The organism is Myxococcus stipitatus DSM 14675 (assembly GCF_000331735.1).
Classification (GTDB): Bacteria; Myxococcota; Myxococcia; order Myxococcales; family Myxococcaceae; genus Myxococcus; species Myxococcus stipitatus.
This window is the reverse complement of sequence record NC_020126.1, coordinates 7,847,079-7,860,192: the sequence shown is the minus strand read 5'-3', so window position 1 is coordinate 7,860,192 and position 13,114 is coordinate 7,847,079. Positions and strand designations below refer to the sequence as shown.

General features: G+C 69.6%; 11 protein-coding genes. 8 read left to right on the top strand and 3 right to left on the bottom strand.

The annotated features are described in order from the left end of the window. The first annotated feature begins 42 nt into the window (after positions 1-42). Positions 43-1,332: a right-handed parallel beta-helix repeat-containing protein gene (locus MYSTI_RS30105; RefSeq protein ID WP_015351594.1), complete on the top strand. Its 1,290-nt coding sequence runs from the start codon at positions 43-45 to the stop codon at positions 1,330-1,332. A 12-nt stretch (positions 1,333-1,344) separates the two neighbouring features. Here MYSTI_RS30105 and MYSTI_RS30100 read toward each other — a convergent pair whose 3' ends face one another. After that, positions 1,345-2,235 carry a LysR family transcriptional regulator gene (locus tag MYSTI_RS30100; protein WP_015351593.1) on the bottom strand — a complete coding sequence of 297 codons (891 nt, stop codon included), beginning with the start codon at positions 2,233-2,235 and terminating at the stop codon, positions 1,345-1,347. A gap of 128 nt (positions 2,236-2,363) precedes the next feature. On the opposite strand from MYSTI_RS30100, the gene MYSTI_RS30095 reads away from it, so the two are divergent. The 5 genes from MYSTI_RS30095 to MYSTI_RS30075 all read left to right on the top strand — a co-directional run bounded on the left by MYSTI_RS30095 (position 2,364) and on the right by MYSTI_RS30075 (position 8,802). Beyond that, the gene (locus MYSTI_RS30095) at positions 2,364-3,122 is read left to right on the top strand and encodes an outer membrane beta-barrel protein (protein ID WP_015351592.1); all 759 of its coding nucleotides are present in this window, start codon (positions 2,364-2,366) and stop codon (positions 3,120-3,122) included. Between the two features lie 172 nt (positions 3,123-3,294). Beyond that, positions 3,295-4,578 carry an SBBP repeat-containing protein gene (locus MYSTI_RS30090; protein WP_015351591.1) on the top strand — a complete coding sequence of 428 codons (1,284 nt, stop codon included), beginning with the start codon at positions 3,295-3,297 and terminating at the stop codon, positions 4,576-4,578. 126 nt (positions 4,579-4,704) lie between these two features. Further along, complete coding sequence (gene rpiA, locus MYSTI_RS30085) at positions 4,705-5,418, top strand: ribose-5-phosphate isomerase RpiA (protein ID WP_015351590.1); 714 nt, start codon at positions 4,705-4,707, stop codon at positions 5,416-5,418. Between the two features lie 435 nt (positions 5,419-5,853). After that, on the top strand, positions 5,854-7,341 hold the full coding sequence (locus MYSTI_RS30080; protein ID WP_233278001.1) for a DUF1592 domain-containing protein: 1,488 nt from the start codon (positions 5,854-5,856) through the stop codon (positions 7,339-7,341). A gap of 15 nt (positions 7,342-7,356) precedes the next feature. Beyond that, positions 7,357-8,802, top strand: coding sequence for a DUF1552 domain-containing protein (locus MYSTI_RS30075; RefSeq protein ID WP_015351588.1), 1,446 nt, complete (start codon positions 7,357-7,359; stop codon positions 8,800-8,802). Between the two features lie 97 nt (positions 8,803-8,899). On the opposite strand, the gene MYSTI_RS30070 is transcribed toward MYSTI_RS30075, so the two are convergent. Together MYSTI_RS30070 and MYSTI_RS30065 are read right to left on the bottom strand one after the other, a co-directional pair. Then, a complete protein-coding gene (locus MYSTI_RS30070) occupies positions 8,900-9,904 on the bottom strand; it encodes a metal-dependent hydrolase (protein WP_015351587.1) in 1,005 nt (334 codons plus the stop codon). A 112-nt stretch (positions 9,905-10,016) separates the two neighbouring features. Next, entirely contained in the window at positions 10,017-11,330 is a 1,314-nt protein-coding gene (locus MYSTI_RS30065) for a pectin acetylesterase-family hydrolase (protein WP_015351586.1), read from the bottom strand. Positions 11,331-11,497: 167 nt separating this feature from the next. Between MYSTI_RS30065 and MYSTI_RS30060 the strand changes: the two genes are divergently transcribed. Next, positions 11,498-12,178 (top strand): hypothetical protein, encoded by a 681-nt coding sequence (locus MYSTI_RS30060; RefSeq protein ID WP_044281635.1) that lies wholly within the window; start codon positions 11,498-11,500, stop codon positions 12,176-12,178. A gap of 89 nt (positions 12,179-12,267) precedes the next feature. Continuing rightward, positions 12,268-13,098 (top strand): sensor histidine kinase, encoded by an 831-nt coding sequence (locus MYSTI_RS30055; RefSeq protein WP_015351584.1) that lies wholly within the window; start codon positions 12,268-12,270, stop codon positions 13,096-13,098. The last annotated feature ends 16 nt before the right edge of the window (positions 13,099-13,114 follow it).

The following is a 13,114-nucleotide window of genomic DNA, read 5'->3' as shown; positions in this document are numbered from 1 at the left end:
TGGTTTTGCGAGCGCGTGCGTCATCGTGCTACGGCGCGGCGTATGGACCAATCCGCCTCCAAGTACGCCAGGCGTCTGTCGCTGGCCCTCGTGTTGGGGATGTTCGTCGCCGCCTGTTCCTCCACGCCGGGAAAGCCTCCGGGAGAGGAGCCCGACGCGGGCCCTCCGCCTGGAGGTGAGTCCGACGCGGGCCCGCTGCCCGAGCGGGATGCGGGCCCGGTGGTCGAGGTGCCGGACGACGGCGGCACCGTCATCACGGACACGCTGGCGGGGACGCTGACGGAGCGGGGCTCGCCGTATCGCATCGTCGGGGATGCGCGCGGCATCGTCCGCATCCCCAAGGGCCAGGTGCTCACGGTGGAGCCGGGCGTCATCCTGGACTTCGTGGGCACGCCGCGCGTGACGCTGGCGGACGTGGAGGCCTCCGCGCCCGACAGCGTGATGAACAACCAGGACGGCCGCGTGGAGCTGCAGGTGTTCGGCGGCATCCGGGTGCAGGGCTCGGCGCAGAAGCCCGTGTCCTTCACCTCCAGCAATCCCCATGGCTGGTGGGGGATGAACTTCTTCGGCGACCAGTCCGTGGGCGACGGGCACCCCGTCTTCGAGCACATGATTTTCGAGCAGGTGCGCAAGGTGAACTACAACGGCGACCGGGACCGGACGCGCGGCGCGATGTGGGCCTTCTATCCAGGGCCCGTGACGATTGTCGACTCGGTGTTCCGCAACAACGAGTCCTCCGCGAAGTGCGGCGCGCTGGACCTGATGTTCACCGTGGGCTCGCGCGTGGAGAACACGCTGTTCGAGAACAACCGCACGTGGGACATCGACCGCTTCGCCACCGAGGGCTCGTCCTCCATGGCGGGCGGCGGCGCGATGTGCATCACGCACGGGCGCGACTCGGTGGTGCGTGGCAACACCTTCCGGAACAACGTCCTCAGGGCCTTCCGAGGCTCGCTCAAGAGCGCGCTCTCGCCCCGTCCCATCCTCACGTGGCCCAACGCGCAGAACATCCGCGACCTGGGCGGCGGCGGCGCGCTGCACTACTTCCAGCCGAACAACGACCTGGTCGAGAAGAACCGCTTCGAGGGCAACATCGTCACGCAGGGCCCGGCCGCCGCCATCTACCTGGAGGACATGGGCACGCGCGCGCTCACGCTGCGAGGCAACGAGTTCATCGGCAACCAGGCCGGCTCGGGCGGCGTGGTGGTGTGCAGCCGAGGCAGCGGCGGGGTGGAATTGGTGGTGACGTCCGACAACCTCTTCACGAACAACACGGTGAACGGCGCCCTGGCGCCCAACGTGTCCGGCGACTGCGACACCGCGACGCGATAGCGCCGCGCGCGCTCACTGGGGCGGCTCCGTCCCGGTGAGCGCCTTCACCACGCGGCGCGCGGCGCGGCCCAGCCTCACGCCGGCGCGGTGGTGCAGCTTGGGAAGGAACGCGTGCGTGGAGCCGCTCGCGGGCTTGAGCAGCTTGAGCTCTCCGCGCCGCAGCTCCCGCGTGGCCAGGTGCTCCGGGAGCCAGCCGTAGCCCAGCCCTTCGAGGATGGCGGCCTTCTTCGCCGCGAAGTCGTTGAGGTGCACCGTGGAGCGCAGCTCCAGGGACACGGTGCTCAGCTGGAGCCTCGGGTCCGAGCCGCGCACCGTGAGCAGCAGGTGCTCCGACAGCTCCTCCTCCTGGATGGTGCCGCGCCGCCGCCGCGCCAGCGGATGGGTGCGGTGCGCCACCAGGAGCGCCTTGAGCTCCGGCAGCGCATACCCCCGCAGCCCTGGCAGGGAGGGGGGCAATACAGACACCATGAGGTCGGCCTCATCCCGCACGAAGGCCGCCTCCACGCCCGCGAGGAACTCCGAGGAGACATGGAACCGCGTGCCCGCGCCTTCAGCCCGCAGCGCCTTCACTACGCGTAGCAGTGGCTCTGCGGGGAACACGCCGTCGAACACGATGCGCAGCGTGGGCTCCCAGCCCGCGCGAATCTCCGCGCACGTGGCCTCCAGTTCCCTCTCCGCCGCGAGGAGCTTGCGGCAGTGCTCCAGCACGCGCTCCCCCGCCGGCGTCAGCCGCGTGCGGTAGCCGCGCCGGTCCAGCAGCTCCAGCTCCGTCTGCGCCTCGAGCGTACGCAGCGTGTAGAGAACCGCGGTGTGACCCTTGCCCAGCGCCTGGGCCGCGGCGGCGAAGGTGCCGTGGCGGGCGAGTGCGTCCAGCGCCCGGGCCTGCTCCAGGGTGACGTTCATCCTCGCATTGTGCACGCCATTGACAGTCAGTGCTGGCTCACCGTCACAAATGCAACGATGACGCAATGCGGCTTACTTGTCTCATTAGAGCTGTTCTAGATTCAACGCTCCACTCGACGGAGGGGTATATGACGGGACGGCTGAGTTGGGCCCTTGCAGCAGCGGTCGCATTGGGTTCGGCGGGCGCGAGCGCGGAAGACATCCAGGAGACGAGGTACAGCGCGCCCACCGGTTTGCAGCTCACGGTCGGCCTGGGGTTCCAGGCGGGTGCTGGCTACGTCTACAAGAACAGCACGCGGTTGGACCAGAGCATCGGTGACGTGAAGCTCGCGGACGCGGCCAACGGCGCGGTGCCGGTGTTGGTGGAGTTGGGCTACCGCGTGACGCCCAACTGGTTCGTGGGCGCCTACGGCAGCTACTCGTACATCATCACGAAGGAGAGTCCGCTCACCTGTCCGAGTGGCTGGGATTGCTCGGCCTCGCAGCTGCGCTTCGGTCCCCACATCCAGTACCACTTCTCGCCGGAGGCCTCGTTCGACCCGTTCGTCGGCGTCGGCTTCGGCATGGTGATTCTGTCGAACAAGAACTCGGGCACCATCCTGGTCCCCACGCCTCAGGGTGACGTGTCGGGGAAGCTGGAGCTGGACAGCCAGACGCGCGGCCCCGAGTTCGTCAACGTCACCGTGGGCGGCAAGTGGCGCCTGGGGCACTCGCTGTCGTTCGGTCCGTATCTCACGGGCACGTACGCGAGCTACACCGCGCGCTCGGGCACCACCACCACCACGCTGCCCGCGCCGCTGCCCTCCGGGACGACGCCGCTGCCGTACGCGGATGACGGCCCGTATGGACTCATCATGCTGGGCGTCCGGGCCAGCTGGAACATCTGACATGTGATTCACCGGAGGCCGCCTCACTCGCGGTCCTCCGGAAGCGACGCGGAGTGCCCCACGCTCCGCGTCGCCTGGCTTCCCCTCCACGGCTCGCGTCTTCCGAGATGTTTCTCGCCTGAGACACACGTCAGAGTGTCGGGCGGATTCTTCATCTCGAGCGGAGTCGCCCATGGTCTGGAAGTGCTGGTCGTGTGTGGTCGCGAGCGCGGTATCCCTCTGGGGAGCACTGCCCGCGAGCGCGCAATCCCTGTCGCCCCCTGTCTGGCAACAACAACTGGGCAGCGCCTCGGATGAGCTGGGCATGGCGGTCGCCACCGTGGGCGACGCCGTCTACCTGGCGGGGCACACCGGCGGACAGCTGGGCGAAGAGACGTCGTGGGGCGGGCAGGATGTCTTCGTCGCGAAGCACGACGCGAAGGACGGCTCGCTCCAGTGGGTGCGTCACGTGGGCACGGCGATGAATGACCGCGCGCTGGCGGTGACGGCGGACCTGGAGGGCAATGTCTACGTCGCGGGCCACACCTGGGGCAGCTTCCTGCCGTACGTCAACGCGGGAGGCTCCGACTTCTTCGTGGTGAAGCTGGACGGGACGGGCGCGCTGAAGTGGGTGCGGCAGTTCGGGACGAACACGGATGACTTCGCCACGGGGCTGGCCGTCACGCGCCGCGCGGAGCAGCACGGCCTCTTCCTCTCCGGCTATTCGCTGGGCCGGTTGGATGGCTCGCCCACGCCGGGCAACTACGACGTGGTGGTGGCCAAGCTCGACACGGGCGGCAATCCCTACTGGATGCGGCAGTTCGGCTCCCACCGCAACGACGTCGCGCTGGGCGTGGCCATCGACGCGGCGGAGGACGTGTACCTGGTGGGCCACACGACGGGCAGCCTGGACGGCGTCACGCTTCCGGGCACCACCGTGGACCTCTTCGTGGCGAAGTTCAACGTGCGCGGCGAGGAGCAGTGGCTGCGCCAGCTCGGCTCCAGCAGCGACGAGTACGGCACGGGCATCGCGGTGGACGAGGAGGGCTCCGCCTACGTCTCCGGCTACACCTACGGCGCGCTGGCGGGCAACACGCGCGTGGGCATGTATGACGCGGTGCTGGTGAAGTACGACGCGGCGGGTGTCCTTCAATGGGCGCGGCAGCCCGGCACCAGCACCACGGACTACGCGCAGGGCGTCGCGGTGGGGGTCCAGGGGGAGATCCACCTCGTGGGCCACACCTCGGGGGCGCTGGACGGAAACGTGGCGCTGGGTGGCAGCGACGTGTTCCTGACGACCTACGACGTGTCGGGCCAGTGGATGGGCACGCGGCAGGTGGGCACGGAGGTCCTGGACCGCGGACAGGCGGTGGCCGTGGGTGGCGATGGGGGCGTGTACGTGGCGGGCTACACCTGGGGCGGCCTGCCCGGGCATGGCAGCGCGGGCGCCTACGACGCCTTCCTCCTGCGCTTCTGAGAGCATCCAGGCGGGCCCTGGGCCGGAGCGGTGGTGGACGGGCGGGCGTCCACCCCATCCGCGTCGCGGCGAAGTAGTTTCCCGGGTGCGGGACAGTCCAGGTCCGCCGGCACGAAGGAGCGGGAGATGGAGCACGACTCGGCCTCGCGGACGGAGCGCTACAAGCGCGAGGCCGCGGAGGCGGCGGTGGACCGCTTCTTCCTGCCCGGGATGTGTGTGGGGTTGGGCTCCGGCAGCACAGCGGCCTTCGCGGTGCGACGGCTGGCGGCGCTGCGCGCGGAAGGGCGGCTGCTCGACGTGTCGGGGGTTCCCACGTCGCGCGCCACCGAGGCGCTGGCGGGGGAGCTGGGCGTGCCCCTCACCACGCTGGAGGAGCACCCGACGCTGGACGTCACCATCGACGGCGCGGATGAAGTGGCGCCGGACCTCTGCGTCATCAAGGGCGGCGGCGGCGCGCTGCTGCGCGAGAAGATTGTCGCGCAGGCGAGCCGGCGCGTCGTCATCATCGCGGACGTGACGAAGCTGTCACCCCGGCTGGGCACCCACGGGCCCGTGCCGGTGGAGGTGCTGCCCTTCGGCTGGCACTCGCAGCGGCGCTTCCTCGAGTCCCTGGGCGCGCGGGTGGTGCCGCGGGTGCTCGCGGATGGCGCTGCGTACCTCACGGACCAGGGCAACCGGGTGCTCGACTGTGCGTGGGGACCGCTCGACGCGCCGGAGGTGCTCGCTTCGCGCCTGTCGGCGCGCGCGGGCATCGTCGAGCATGGACTTTTCTTGCGTGAGGCGACGGACCTCGTGGTGGCGGGACCTCGGGGTGTCGAGCATCGCGCTCGCCCATCGTGAGTCACCGTGCGCGCGCGCACGAGATTGTGCGTGGAGTGCGGTCATCTTCCGTCACGAACGGGTGGGCAACTGTGGCGTGGGTCAATGGACACTCCGCAGGGATTGCGGGTCTTGTTTCGTGAACGCGTGAGCCGTTCACGTAGGCGTGTGTCGGGCGCATGAGAGGGATTCTCGCGAACTTGGAAGAGCGTGGGGCAGGGCCCTCACTTCGCGCGGCAAAAAGAGCCACGGCCGCGACGGTGCGAGCGGTTAGACTGCTCGTCGTTCCGGCGCTTCAGAGGGGGTACTCCAGGGGCTGCTGGCAAAGAGGGTGTCTTTCGTATGCGAATCATTCGTTCATGCCTTCCCGCGGCACTGATGTTGGTGACCGCATCCTGCTCGGACGACAAACCCGGAGGGCGCGCTCCAGAGGTCTCAGAAGCGGCGCCCGCGCGAGTGCGGCGACTCACGCGCGCGGAATACGACAACAGTGTCTTCACCGTGGTGAAGCACCCCACGCCGGTGCCCATGGCGCAATTGCTGGCGCCCGAGGACGCCATCCTGGGCTTCACCACGCATGACCGCTTGCAGGTGACGTCGCTGCTGGCGGACCAGCTGGACACCATCGCGGACCAGAACTGGGCGCCCGTCGCGCTGGGCACGCTGGCCACCGAGTACGAGTGCGCGGGCAACAAGGGCGAGGAGGAGTGTGCTCGCGCCTTCATCAAGGCGCTGGGTGCGCGCGCCTTCCGGCGGGAGGTGCTGGCGGAGGAGGAGGCGGACCTGCTGGAGCTGTGGAAGGCGGTGCGCAAGGAATCGGAGCCGAAGAAGGCGGCCGAGTTCGTCATCCAGGCCGTGCTGACGTCGGCGTCGTTCCTCTACCGCACGGAGCTGGGCGAGCCCGGCAAGCCCGGCGCGGTGGTGTGGCTGACGCAGCGGGAGATCGCCTCCGCGCTGTCGTTCGCCATCACCGGGGGACCTCCGGACGCGGAGCTGCTCGCGGCGGCGGACGCGGACAAGCTCGTGACGGCGGACGCGCGCGAGGCCCAGGCGCGGCGCCTCTTGAAGACGAAGCAATCCCAGGCCTACCTGGAGCGCTTCGTCGTCGAGTGGCTGGGGCTGTCCGGGCTGACCAGCATCAACAAGAACAACCAGGTGTTCCCTGACTTCAGCGCGGCCTTCAAGGACTCCAGCCGCGTGGAGACGATGACGTTCATCAACCACGTCATCACCAACGAGGGGGCCTCGGTGAAGGAGCTGCTCGGCGCGAACTACACCTTCGCGGATGGGCGCATGTCGCAGTTCTACGGCACGACGTCCACCCCGGACGGCACCACGGGCCGCGTGCCGCTGCCGGCCAACCGGGTGGGCATCCTCACCCACGCGAGCGTGCTGACGACCTACTCGCTGTTCGACTCCAGCTCGCCCATCCGCCGCGGCAAGTTCGTCCTCACGCGGCTGCTGTGCCGGGATATCCCGCCGCCGCCGCCGTCCATCATCATCATCCCGCCCGCCGTCACGACGGACAGCACCACCCGGGCGCGCTTCGCCGCGCACACCGACAACCCCACGTGCGCGGGCTGTCACCGGCAGCTGGACCCCATCGGCTTCGGCATGGAGGACTACGACGGCCTGGGCAAGTACCGCACGAAGGAGAACGGGCTGGACGTGGATGCCAGCGGCTCCGTCGAGCACACCAACGGCAAGTTCACCTTCAAGGGCGGCGCGGAGCTGGCGAAGTTCCTCTCGGAGAGCGACGACGTGGCGGAGTGTGTGCCGCTGCAGCTCTTCCGCTACGTCATGGGCCGGGACGAGGACGCCGTGGACTCGTCGATGCTCGCGGACATGCGGGGGCGCTTCCGCGCGGACCCGAAGCTGAAGCTGGGTGATGCCCTGGTGGGCCTCGTCCGTTCCCCGTATTTCGTCCACCGCCGCAACCCCTGAGTCCGAGCCACCACCATGCTTCGAGAACTTTCACGTCGCTCTCTTCTCAAGACACTGGCGGGCTCGGCCGCGGCGCTGCCCCTGGCCAACCTGCTGGGCACCACGAATGCGTATGCGCAGGGCACCGCGTCGCCCATGCGCTTCATCGCCATCTTCACGCCGCACGGCTGCCTGCCGGAGTACTGGAACCCGCAGGGGGAGGGCGAGGGCTTCTCGCTCAACTTCCCCAACTCCATGCTCCAGCCGCTGGAGGCCCACAAGTCCAAGCTGCTGGTGCTGGATGGCCTGGACTACCAGGTGCTCTACGAGCACGGGCTGACGGGCCACGAGGGAGGCCCGTTGACGTTCCTCACCGGCAGCAAGGTCAACACCGCCAGCGGCGATGACCTGCCGGAGAACGCGTCGCTGGACCAGGTGCTCGCGGCGCAGGCCCACATCGGCGGCTCCACGAAGTTCCGCTCCATCCAGCTCAACGCGTGGGAGCAGTTCGGCGGCCAGCACGTCTACAACAGCATCAGCTTCACCGCGAACGGGGGGCGCGTGCCCTTCGAGCGCAACCCGGCGGGCGCGTTCCAGCGCCTGTTCGGCACCGCGCCCTCGCCGGTGACGGACCCGGTGGAGGCGGGGCGCTCGACGACGCGCCGCCGCAGCCTCCTGAACTACCTGGTGAAGGACGCCGAGCGGCTGCGCAACAAGCTCGCCGGCGCGGAGCGGGAGAAGCTGGAGACGCATCTGGAGTCGCTGCACGACATCGAGCGGCGGCTGGGCGCGCTGAGCCTGACGCCTCCGGGGCTGGCGCCCGCACCGGCGCCCGCCGAGGGCGACTGCAGCGGGACGAACGGGCCTCCGAACTACGACGTGGGCTCGCTCGGCAACCTCTCGCTCATGCCGGCGCTCACGAAGCTCCACATGGATGTCATCACCCGCGCCTTCGCGTGTGACCTGACGCGCGTGGTGACGCTGACGATTCCGGGGCCGTCCATGCCGTGGCTCGGCATCAACGAGGACACGCACAACGACCTGGCGCACCGGCTGGACGTCACGGACGCCGCGGAGAAGGCGCGGATTCGCGGGAAGATGGTCCAGGTGCAGCGCTGGTACGCCGAGCAGGTGGCCTACTTGATGTCGGGCCTGGCCTCCATCCCGGAGGGCAGCGGCACGGTGCTCGACAACACGCTCATCCTCTGGGGCAACGAGCTGGGGGACTCGACGGGCCACATGAACGTGCGCGTGCCCACGGTGCTCGCGGGCGGCGCGGCGGGGAAGTTCCGCATGGGCCGCTTCCTGCGGCTGCGTCCCGCGGGCTCCAACCCGCTGGGCAACTGGGATGGCCCGGGCACGCCGCTGCCGGGCGCGGTGGCCCACAACAAGCTGCTGGTGTCCATCGCCCAGGCCTTCGGGGTGAACGTGAACACCTTCGGCCATCCGGACTTCAAGGGCCCGCTGGGCGGCCTGACCTGAGTCCAGCACCTCGCGGCGGGGCCTCGTCTCCGCCGCGAGCGCCCCTCCGGGCTCCGGGCTCCGGGCTCCAGGCTCCGGAGTCGGCTCGGAGGGGCGGTTACTCCGCTCGGGGTTCTCCCCGCCAGCGGCGCAGGAGCTCGGAGGCGCTGCCGCCTCGCTCCAGCCGCGCGTCCTCCACCGCCCCCGTGGGGCCCACCCGCACGACGAACGTGAGCGTGGGCTCGCCGCGCAGGTGGTAGCGCAGGTCGGCGATGTGCACCTCGCGGTCCGGGCCCACGGGCTTCACCGTCACCACGGGGAAGCGCGCCCAGGCCAGGGCCTCGCGCACCGTGGGCACGTCGCGCAGGTCCTCGGGCAGCGCCTCCTCCGGGGCGGAGACCTGCCGAGCCTCTCGCGGGGCCCCCAGGAGGGTGACGTCTCCCGCCGCGAGCGTGGAGCCCGGCAGGCGCGCCACGTAGCGCCACGCGCTGAAGGACAGCGGGGCGGGGAACACGCGGACCGCCTCCGCCTGGGGATAGGCCTGGGCCACCCGCCGCGTGAGCGCGCCCCAGACGGCGACGCGGGCGCCCACGTAGGCCATGGAGCACGCGAAGCCGACGAGCACCGCCTTGCGCCACAGCGCCCGCTTGCGCCACGCCACCCCCGCGCCGATGACGAGCGGCAGCGTCACCCACGGGTCCACCACCACCGTCCAGTCCAGGCTCAGCCGCGCGTCGGAGAAGGGCAGCAGCACGCGGGTGCCCCAGCCCGTCCACAAGTCCGGCAGCAGGTGCGCGAACAGCACGGACGCCAGGCTGGTGAGGAGCACGGGTTGCCACCGCGCGCCGCGAAAGCAGGCCCGGGCGATGAGCGTGGCCGCCAGCGCGACGACGGGCGCGAAGAAGAGCGAGTGGGACAGGCCCCGGTGCGCGTGCAGCGCCACCGTCACCGCGTCTCCTCGGGCCAGGAGCGTGTCCAGGTCGGGCAGCTCGGCGGCCAGGACGCTCGCCACGAGCACCGCGCGGTCCGTGGGCGACGCGCGCTCCGGTGAGTCGGGCGCCACGTCGGGCCGGCGCAGCGCGCCCACCGCCCATCCCAGAAGCCCGTGCGTGAGGTTGTCCATGGCGCCTGAAGCCTCTAGCGCCTTCCTCCCACGAGGGCCAGCGGCGGGACGTGAGAGCCTTTCCCGCCCCGCCGCCAGTCACCCGTGCGGGTTCAACGCAGACCGCGGAGGACTACCCGCCCAGCGCGCCGTTGATGAGCGGCGCGACAATCTGCATGCCCGGGTCCTCGTTGTTGTAGCCGTTCGCGGGCTCGTAGATGCGCACGCGCTGGTTGCCGTTGACCCAGCGGTTCAGGAACACGTCCATGCCCACGAACTCGCTGTAGCACTTGTACGTCTGGCCCCACGGGAACTCCATGTACTCGTACCAGTGCCGCTTCTTCTCCATCTGCTGGCAGGCGTGCGAGCCGATGAAGGTGATGATGGTGCTGCAGTGGCTGGAGTTGATGGCGCGGTGGTGGGGGATGAAGTAGCTGTAGTTGTTGTACTTGTTCAGCTCGGTGACCAGCGCGTCCTGGTCGCCCTTCCAGTAGCCCAGCACGCTCTCCTGGTCATTGGGCGAGTGGAAGCGGTCGTAGGAGAAGCGCGAGTAGTTGTAGTCACGCGTGTAGCCCGTGTACGCGAGCTGGTCGTTGGGGAACTCCTGCGCCACCATGCGGTTGATGCTGCCGAAGTCGTTGCGGTCGAACGACGCGGGCAGCTGGCCGAACACCGAGTCCAGGTCCCACGACTCGCGAATCTTGGTGTGCAGGGCGCGCGACTTGAAGTTGGCGTTGGGCGCCAGGAAGATGGGGCCGGAGTCGTTGAGCAGGTAGCCCCGCGCCGGGTTCATGATGCGGCGCACGAAGTAGTAGCCCGCGGAGGTGGCCGTGCCGCCCGCGCTGTAGCCCGTCATCAGGAACTTCTGGGCATTGGGGAACTGCGACTTGGCGTAGTTCGCCACCGCCAGCGTGTTGGTGTAGCCGCTGTGGTGCCAGGTCAGCGGCGGGTTCTGCCCCGTGCTGTCCACGTACGTCTTCACGTTGTTGCCCACGTGCACGTCGCCGGTGCAGTACGGCACGTAGACGATGTTCCAGCCCTTGGTCACCAGGTCCGTCTTGCTGCGGCCCGGCAGGCCCGGGTCCGCGCCGTTGACCAACGGCGAGACGTACTTCGCGGTGAACTGGGTGATGTAGTCGTCGGAGATGCCGTTCGGGTTCGCCGCGCCCAGCACGCCCGCGCGGCCGCTACAGGTGTCGAAGTCCCAGCACGCGCCGCCACCTTCCAGCAGCATCAGCACGTTGGGGGAGCCCGTCCGGTGGACGAAGAACTTGAACTGGGAACCATTGCCACACTTGGTTCCCGGCAGCTCCACCTTCTGCCAGGGGTAGTTGTTGCCACCATCCACCAGCACATCGACGATGGACGACATCACGACTTCCGAGCGGGCGGCGCTGGGGACCACCAGCGCGGCGACAGCAAGGCACGCCACGAGTACGCGCTTCATGCAGGCTCCTCCGGGTTTGGGGGGAATGCGGCTTTATATCTCACGTTGACACGGGAGTCAGTCCTGAAGGTGTTGTTTCATGTGTCGGTGGTCGTCTCGTTTGTGATGCATTGCGCCATGCATGGGGTGGGTTGCCATGCGCGCGAATCGCGCGGTATTCGGGCGTCATGGCCGAGCACGTTGGGATGAAGAGCCGGGTCTGGGTGGCGGGGCTCGCGGGCGCCGCCTTGGTGGCCGCGCTGGTGTTCTCCCTGAGGGAAGCGCCATCCCCGGCCCCTGTGTCCGAAAGCCAGACGCCGCCGCCCGCCGCGGTGCATCAAAGCCCTCCCACGCCCGCGGTGGCCCCGGCCCCCTCGGCGCCAGGAATGACAAGCAGCGCGCCGCCGGAGGTGTTCAAGCCGCCCGCGCCCGACGCGGACACCTCGCCCAAACCCTATCCGCTGGACTTGGCCGCGCTCCAGGCCCGGCTGCCGGACAACCTCTACTGGAAGCTGGCGGCGCCCTCGACGGACCCGGAGGTCCTCCAGCAGCGCGAGGTGGAGACGAAGCAGTGGAGCGACGTCTTCGGTCGCGTCCAATCGGGTGAGGCGACGGAGCAGGAGGTGCGCCAGTATTACGAGCGACGACGCAAGGTGTCAGAGGACATGCTGCAGTTCGCGACGACGGTGCTGGCCGAGCACGGGGACACCCTCCCCGAGCGTGACAAGGGATTGTACGAGCTGAGCATCAACATGCACCGCACGCGGCTGTCGGAGTACCCGCGCCAGGAGGCGGATGCCCAGGCACACCGGCGCACCCGGGAGCAGCAGCGCCAGGCGTGGCGACAGGGGCAGGCCCAACAACCCTGAGCGCGGGTGTTGAGTAGTGAAAAATCCAGAGGTGCACCGGCGGGGGGCTGGATTGGAGTGGATGCCCTGCTCCGCTAGGACAGGGGGTCATGGTGGTGGAGACGAGTCGGAGGGGGGCGCCCGGCGCGGGTGACCACGAGGGGGGCGCTCCGGACGCGTCGCATCGGGCCGCGGGAGAGTTGGAGCAGCGTGTGGCGGAGCGGACGGCGGCGTTGGAGGCGGCGCTGCGGGTTCGCGACGAGTTCCTGTCCGTGGCGTCCCATGAGCTGCGCACGCCGCTGACGTCGCTGCGGCTGTACGTGGACGGGCTGGTGCGCTCGGCGGAGCTGGGCGCGGTGGCGCCCGCGGACGTGCCCAAGCGCCTGGCCCGGGTCCAGGACCAGTGTCGGCGGCTGGACAGGCTCATCGCCACGCTGCTGGATGTGTCGCTCCTGTCCACCCAGCGCCCGGTGCTGGACCTGGAGGAGGTGGACCTGGGGCTGCTCGTGCGGAGCACCGCGGAGCGGATGGAGGACGACATCCGCCGGGCCGGGTGTGACTTGTGCCTGCGGGCGCCTCCCGGAGTCGTGGGCGCGTGGGACCGCACCCGCGTGGAGCAGGTCTTCACCAACCTCTTGACCAATGCCTTGCGGCACGCGGCCGGGACGCCCGTCGAGGTGGCGTTGAGGTGCGAGGACTCCCACGCGCTGCTCCAGGTGCGGGACCAGGGGCCCGGCATCTCCGAGGCGGACCAGGAGCGGCTGTTCCAGCGCTTCTCCCGGTTGGATTCGAAGCGGCCCGGCTTCGGGCTGGGGTTGTGGATTTCACGGCAGTTGGTGGAGCTGCACGGTGGCACCTTGAGCGTGGTGAGCGCTCCGGGCCAGGGCGCCAGCTTCCTGGTCCGGCTTCCGTTGCCGGCGGCCCCGGCGCAGGGGCCTTGAAGGATTCGGTGGAGAC

Bases quoted from the DNA above. Each gene is read 5' to 3' on its own strand.
- rpiA (WP_015351590.1), top strand. From the start codon at position 4,705: ATGGAGCACGACTCGGCCTCGCGGACGGAGCGCTACAAGCGCGAGGCC.
- MYSTI_RS30055 (WP_015351584.1), top strand. From the start codon at position 12,268: ATGGTGGTGGAGACGAGTCGGAGGGGGGCGCCCGGCGCGGGTGACCAC.
- MYSTI_RS30075 (WP_015351588.1), top strand. From the start codon at position 7,357: ATGCTTCGAGAACTTTCACGTCGCTCTCTTCTCAAGACACTGGCGGGC.
- MYSTI_RS30065 (WP_015351586.1), bottom strand. From the start codon at position 11,330: ATGAAGCGCGTACTCGTGGCGTGCCTTGCTGTCGCCGCGCTGGTGGTC.
- MYSTI_RS30070 (WP_015351587.1), bottom strand. From the start codon at position 9,904: ATGGACAACCTCACGCACGGGCTTCTGGGATGGGCGGTGGGCGCGCTG.
- MYSTI_RS30095 (WP_015351592.1), top strand. From the start codon at position 2,364: ATGACGGGACGGCTGAGTTGGGCCCTTGCAGCAGCGGTCGCATTGGGT.
- MYSTI_RS30105 (WP_015351594.1), top strand. From the start codon at position 43: ATGGACCAATCCGCCTCCAAGTACGCCAGGCGTCTGTCGCTGGCCCTC.
- MYSTI_RS30100 (WP_015351593.1), bottom strand. From the start codon at position 2,235: ATGAACGTCACCCTGGAGCAGGCCCGGGCGCTGGACGCACTCGCCCGC.
- MYSTI_RS30060 (WP_044281635.1), top strand. From the start codon at position 11,498: ATGGCCGAGCACGTTGGGATGAAGAGCCGGGTCTGGGTGGCGGGGCTC.
- MYSTI_RS30090 (WP_015351591.1), top strand. From the start codon at position 3,295: ATGGTCTGGAAGTGCTGGTCGTGTGTGGTCGCGAGCGCGGTATCCCTC.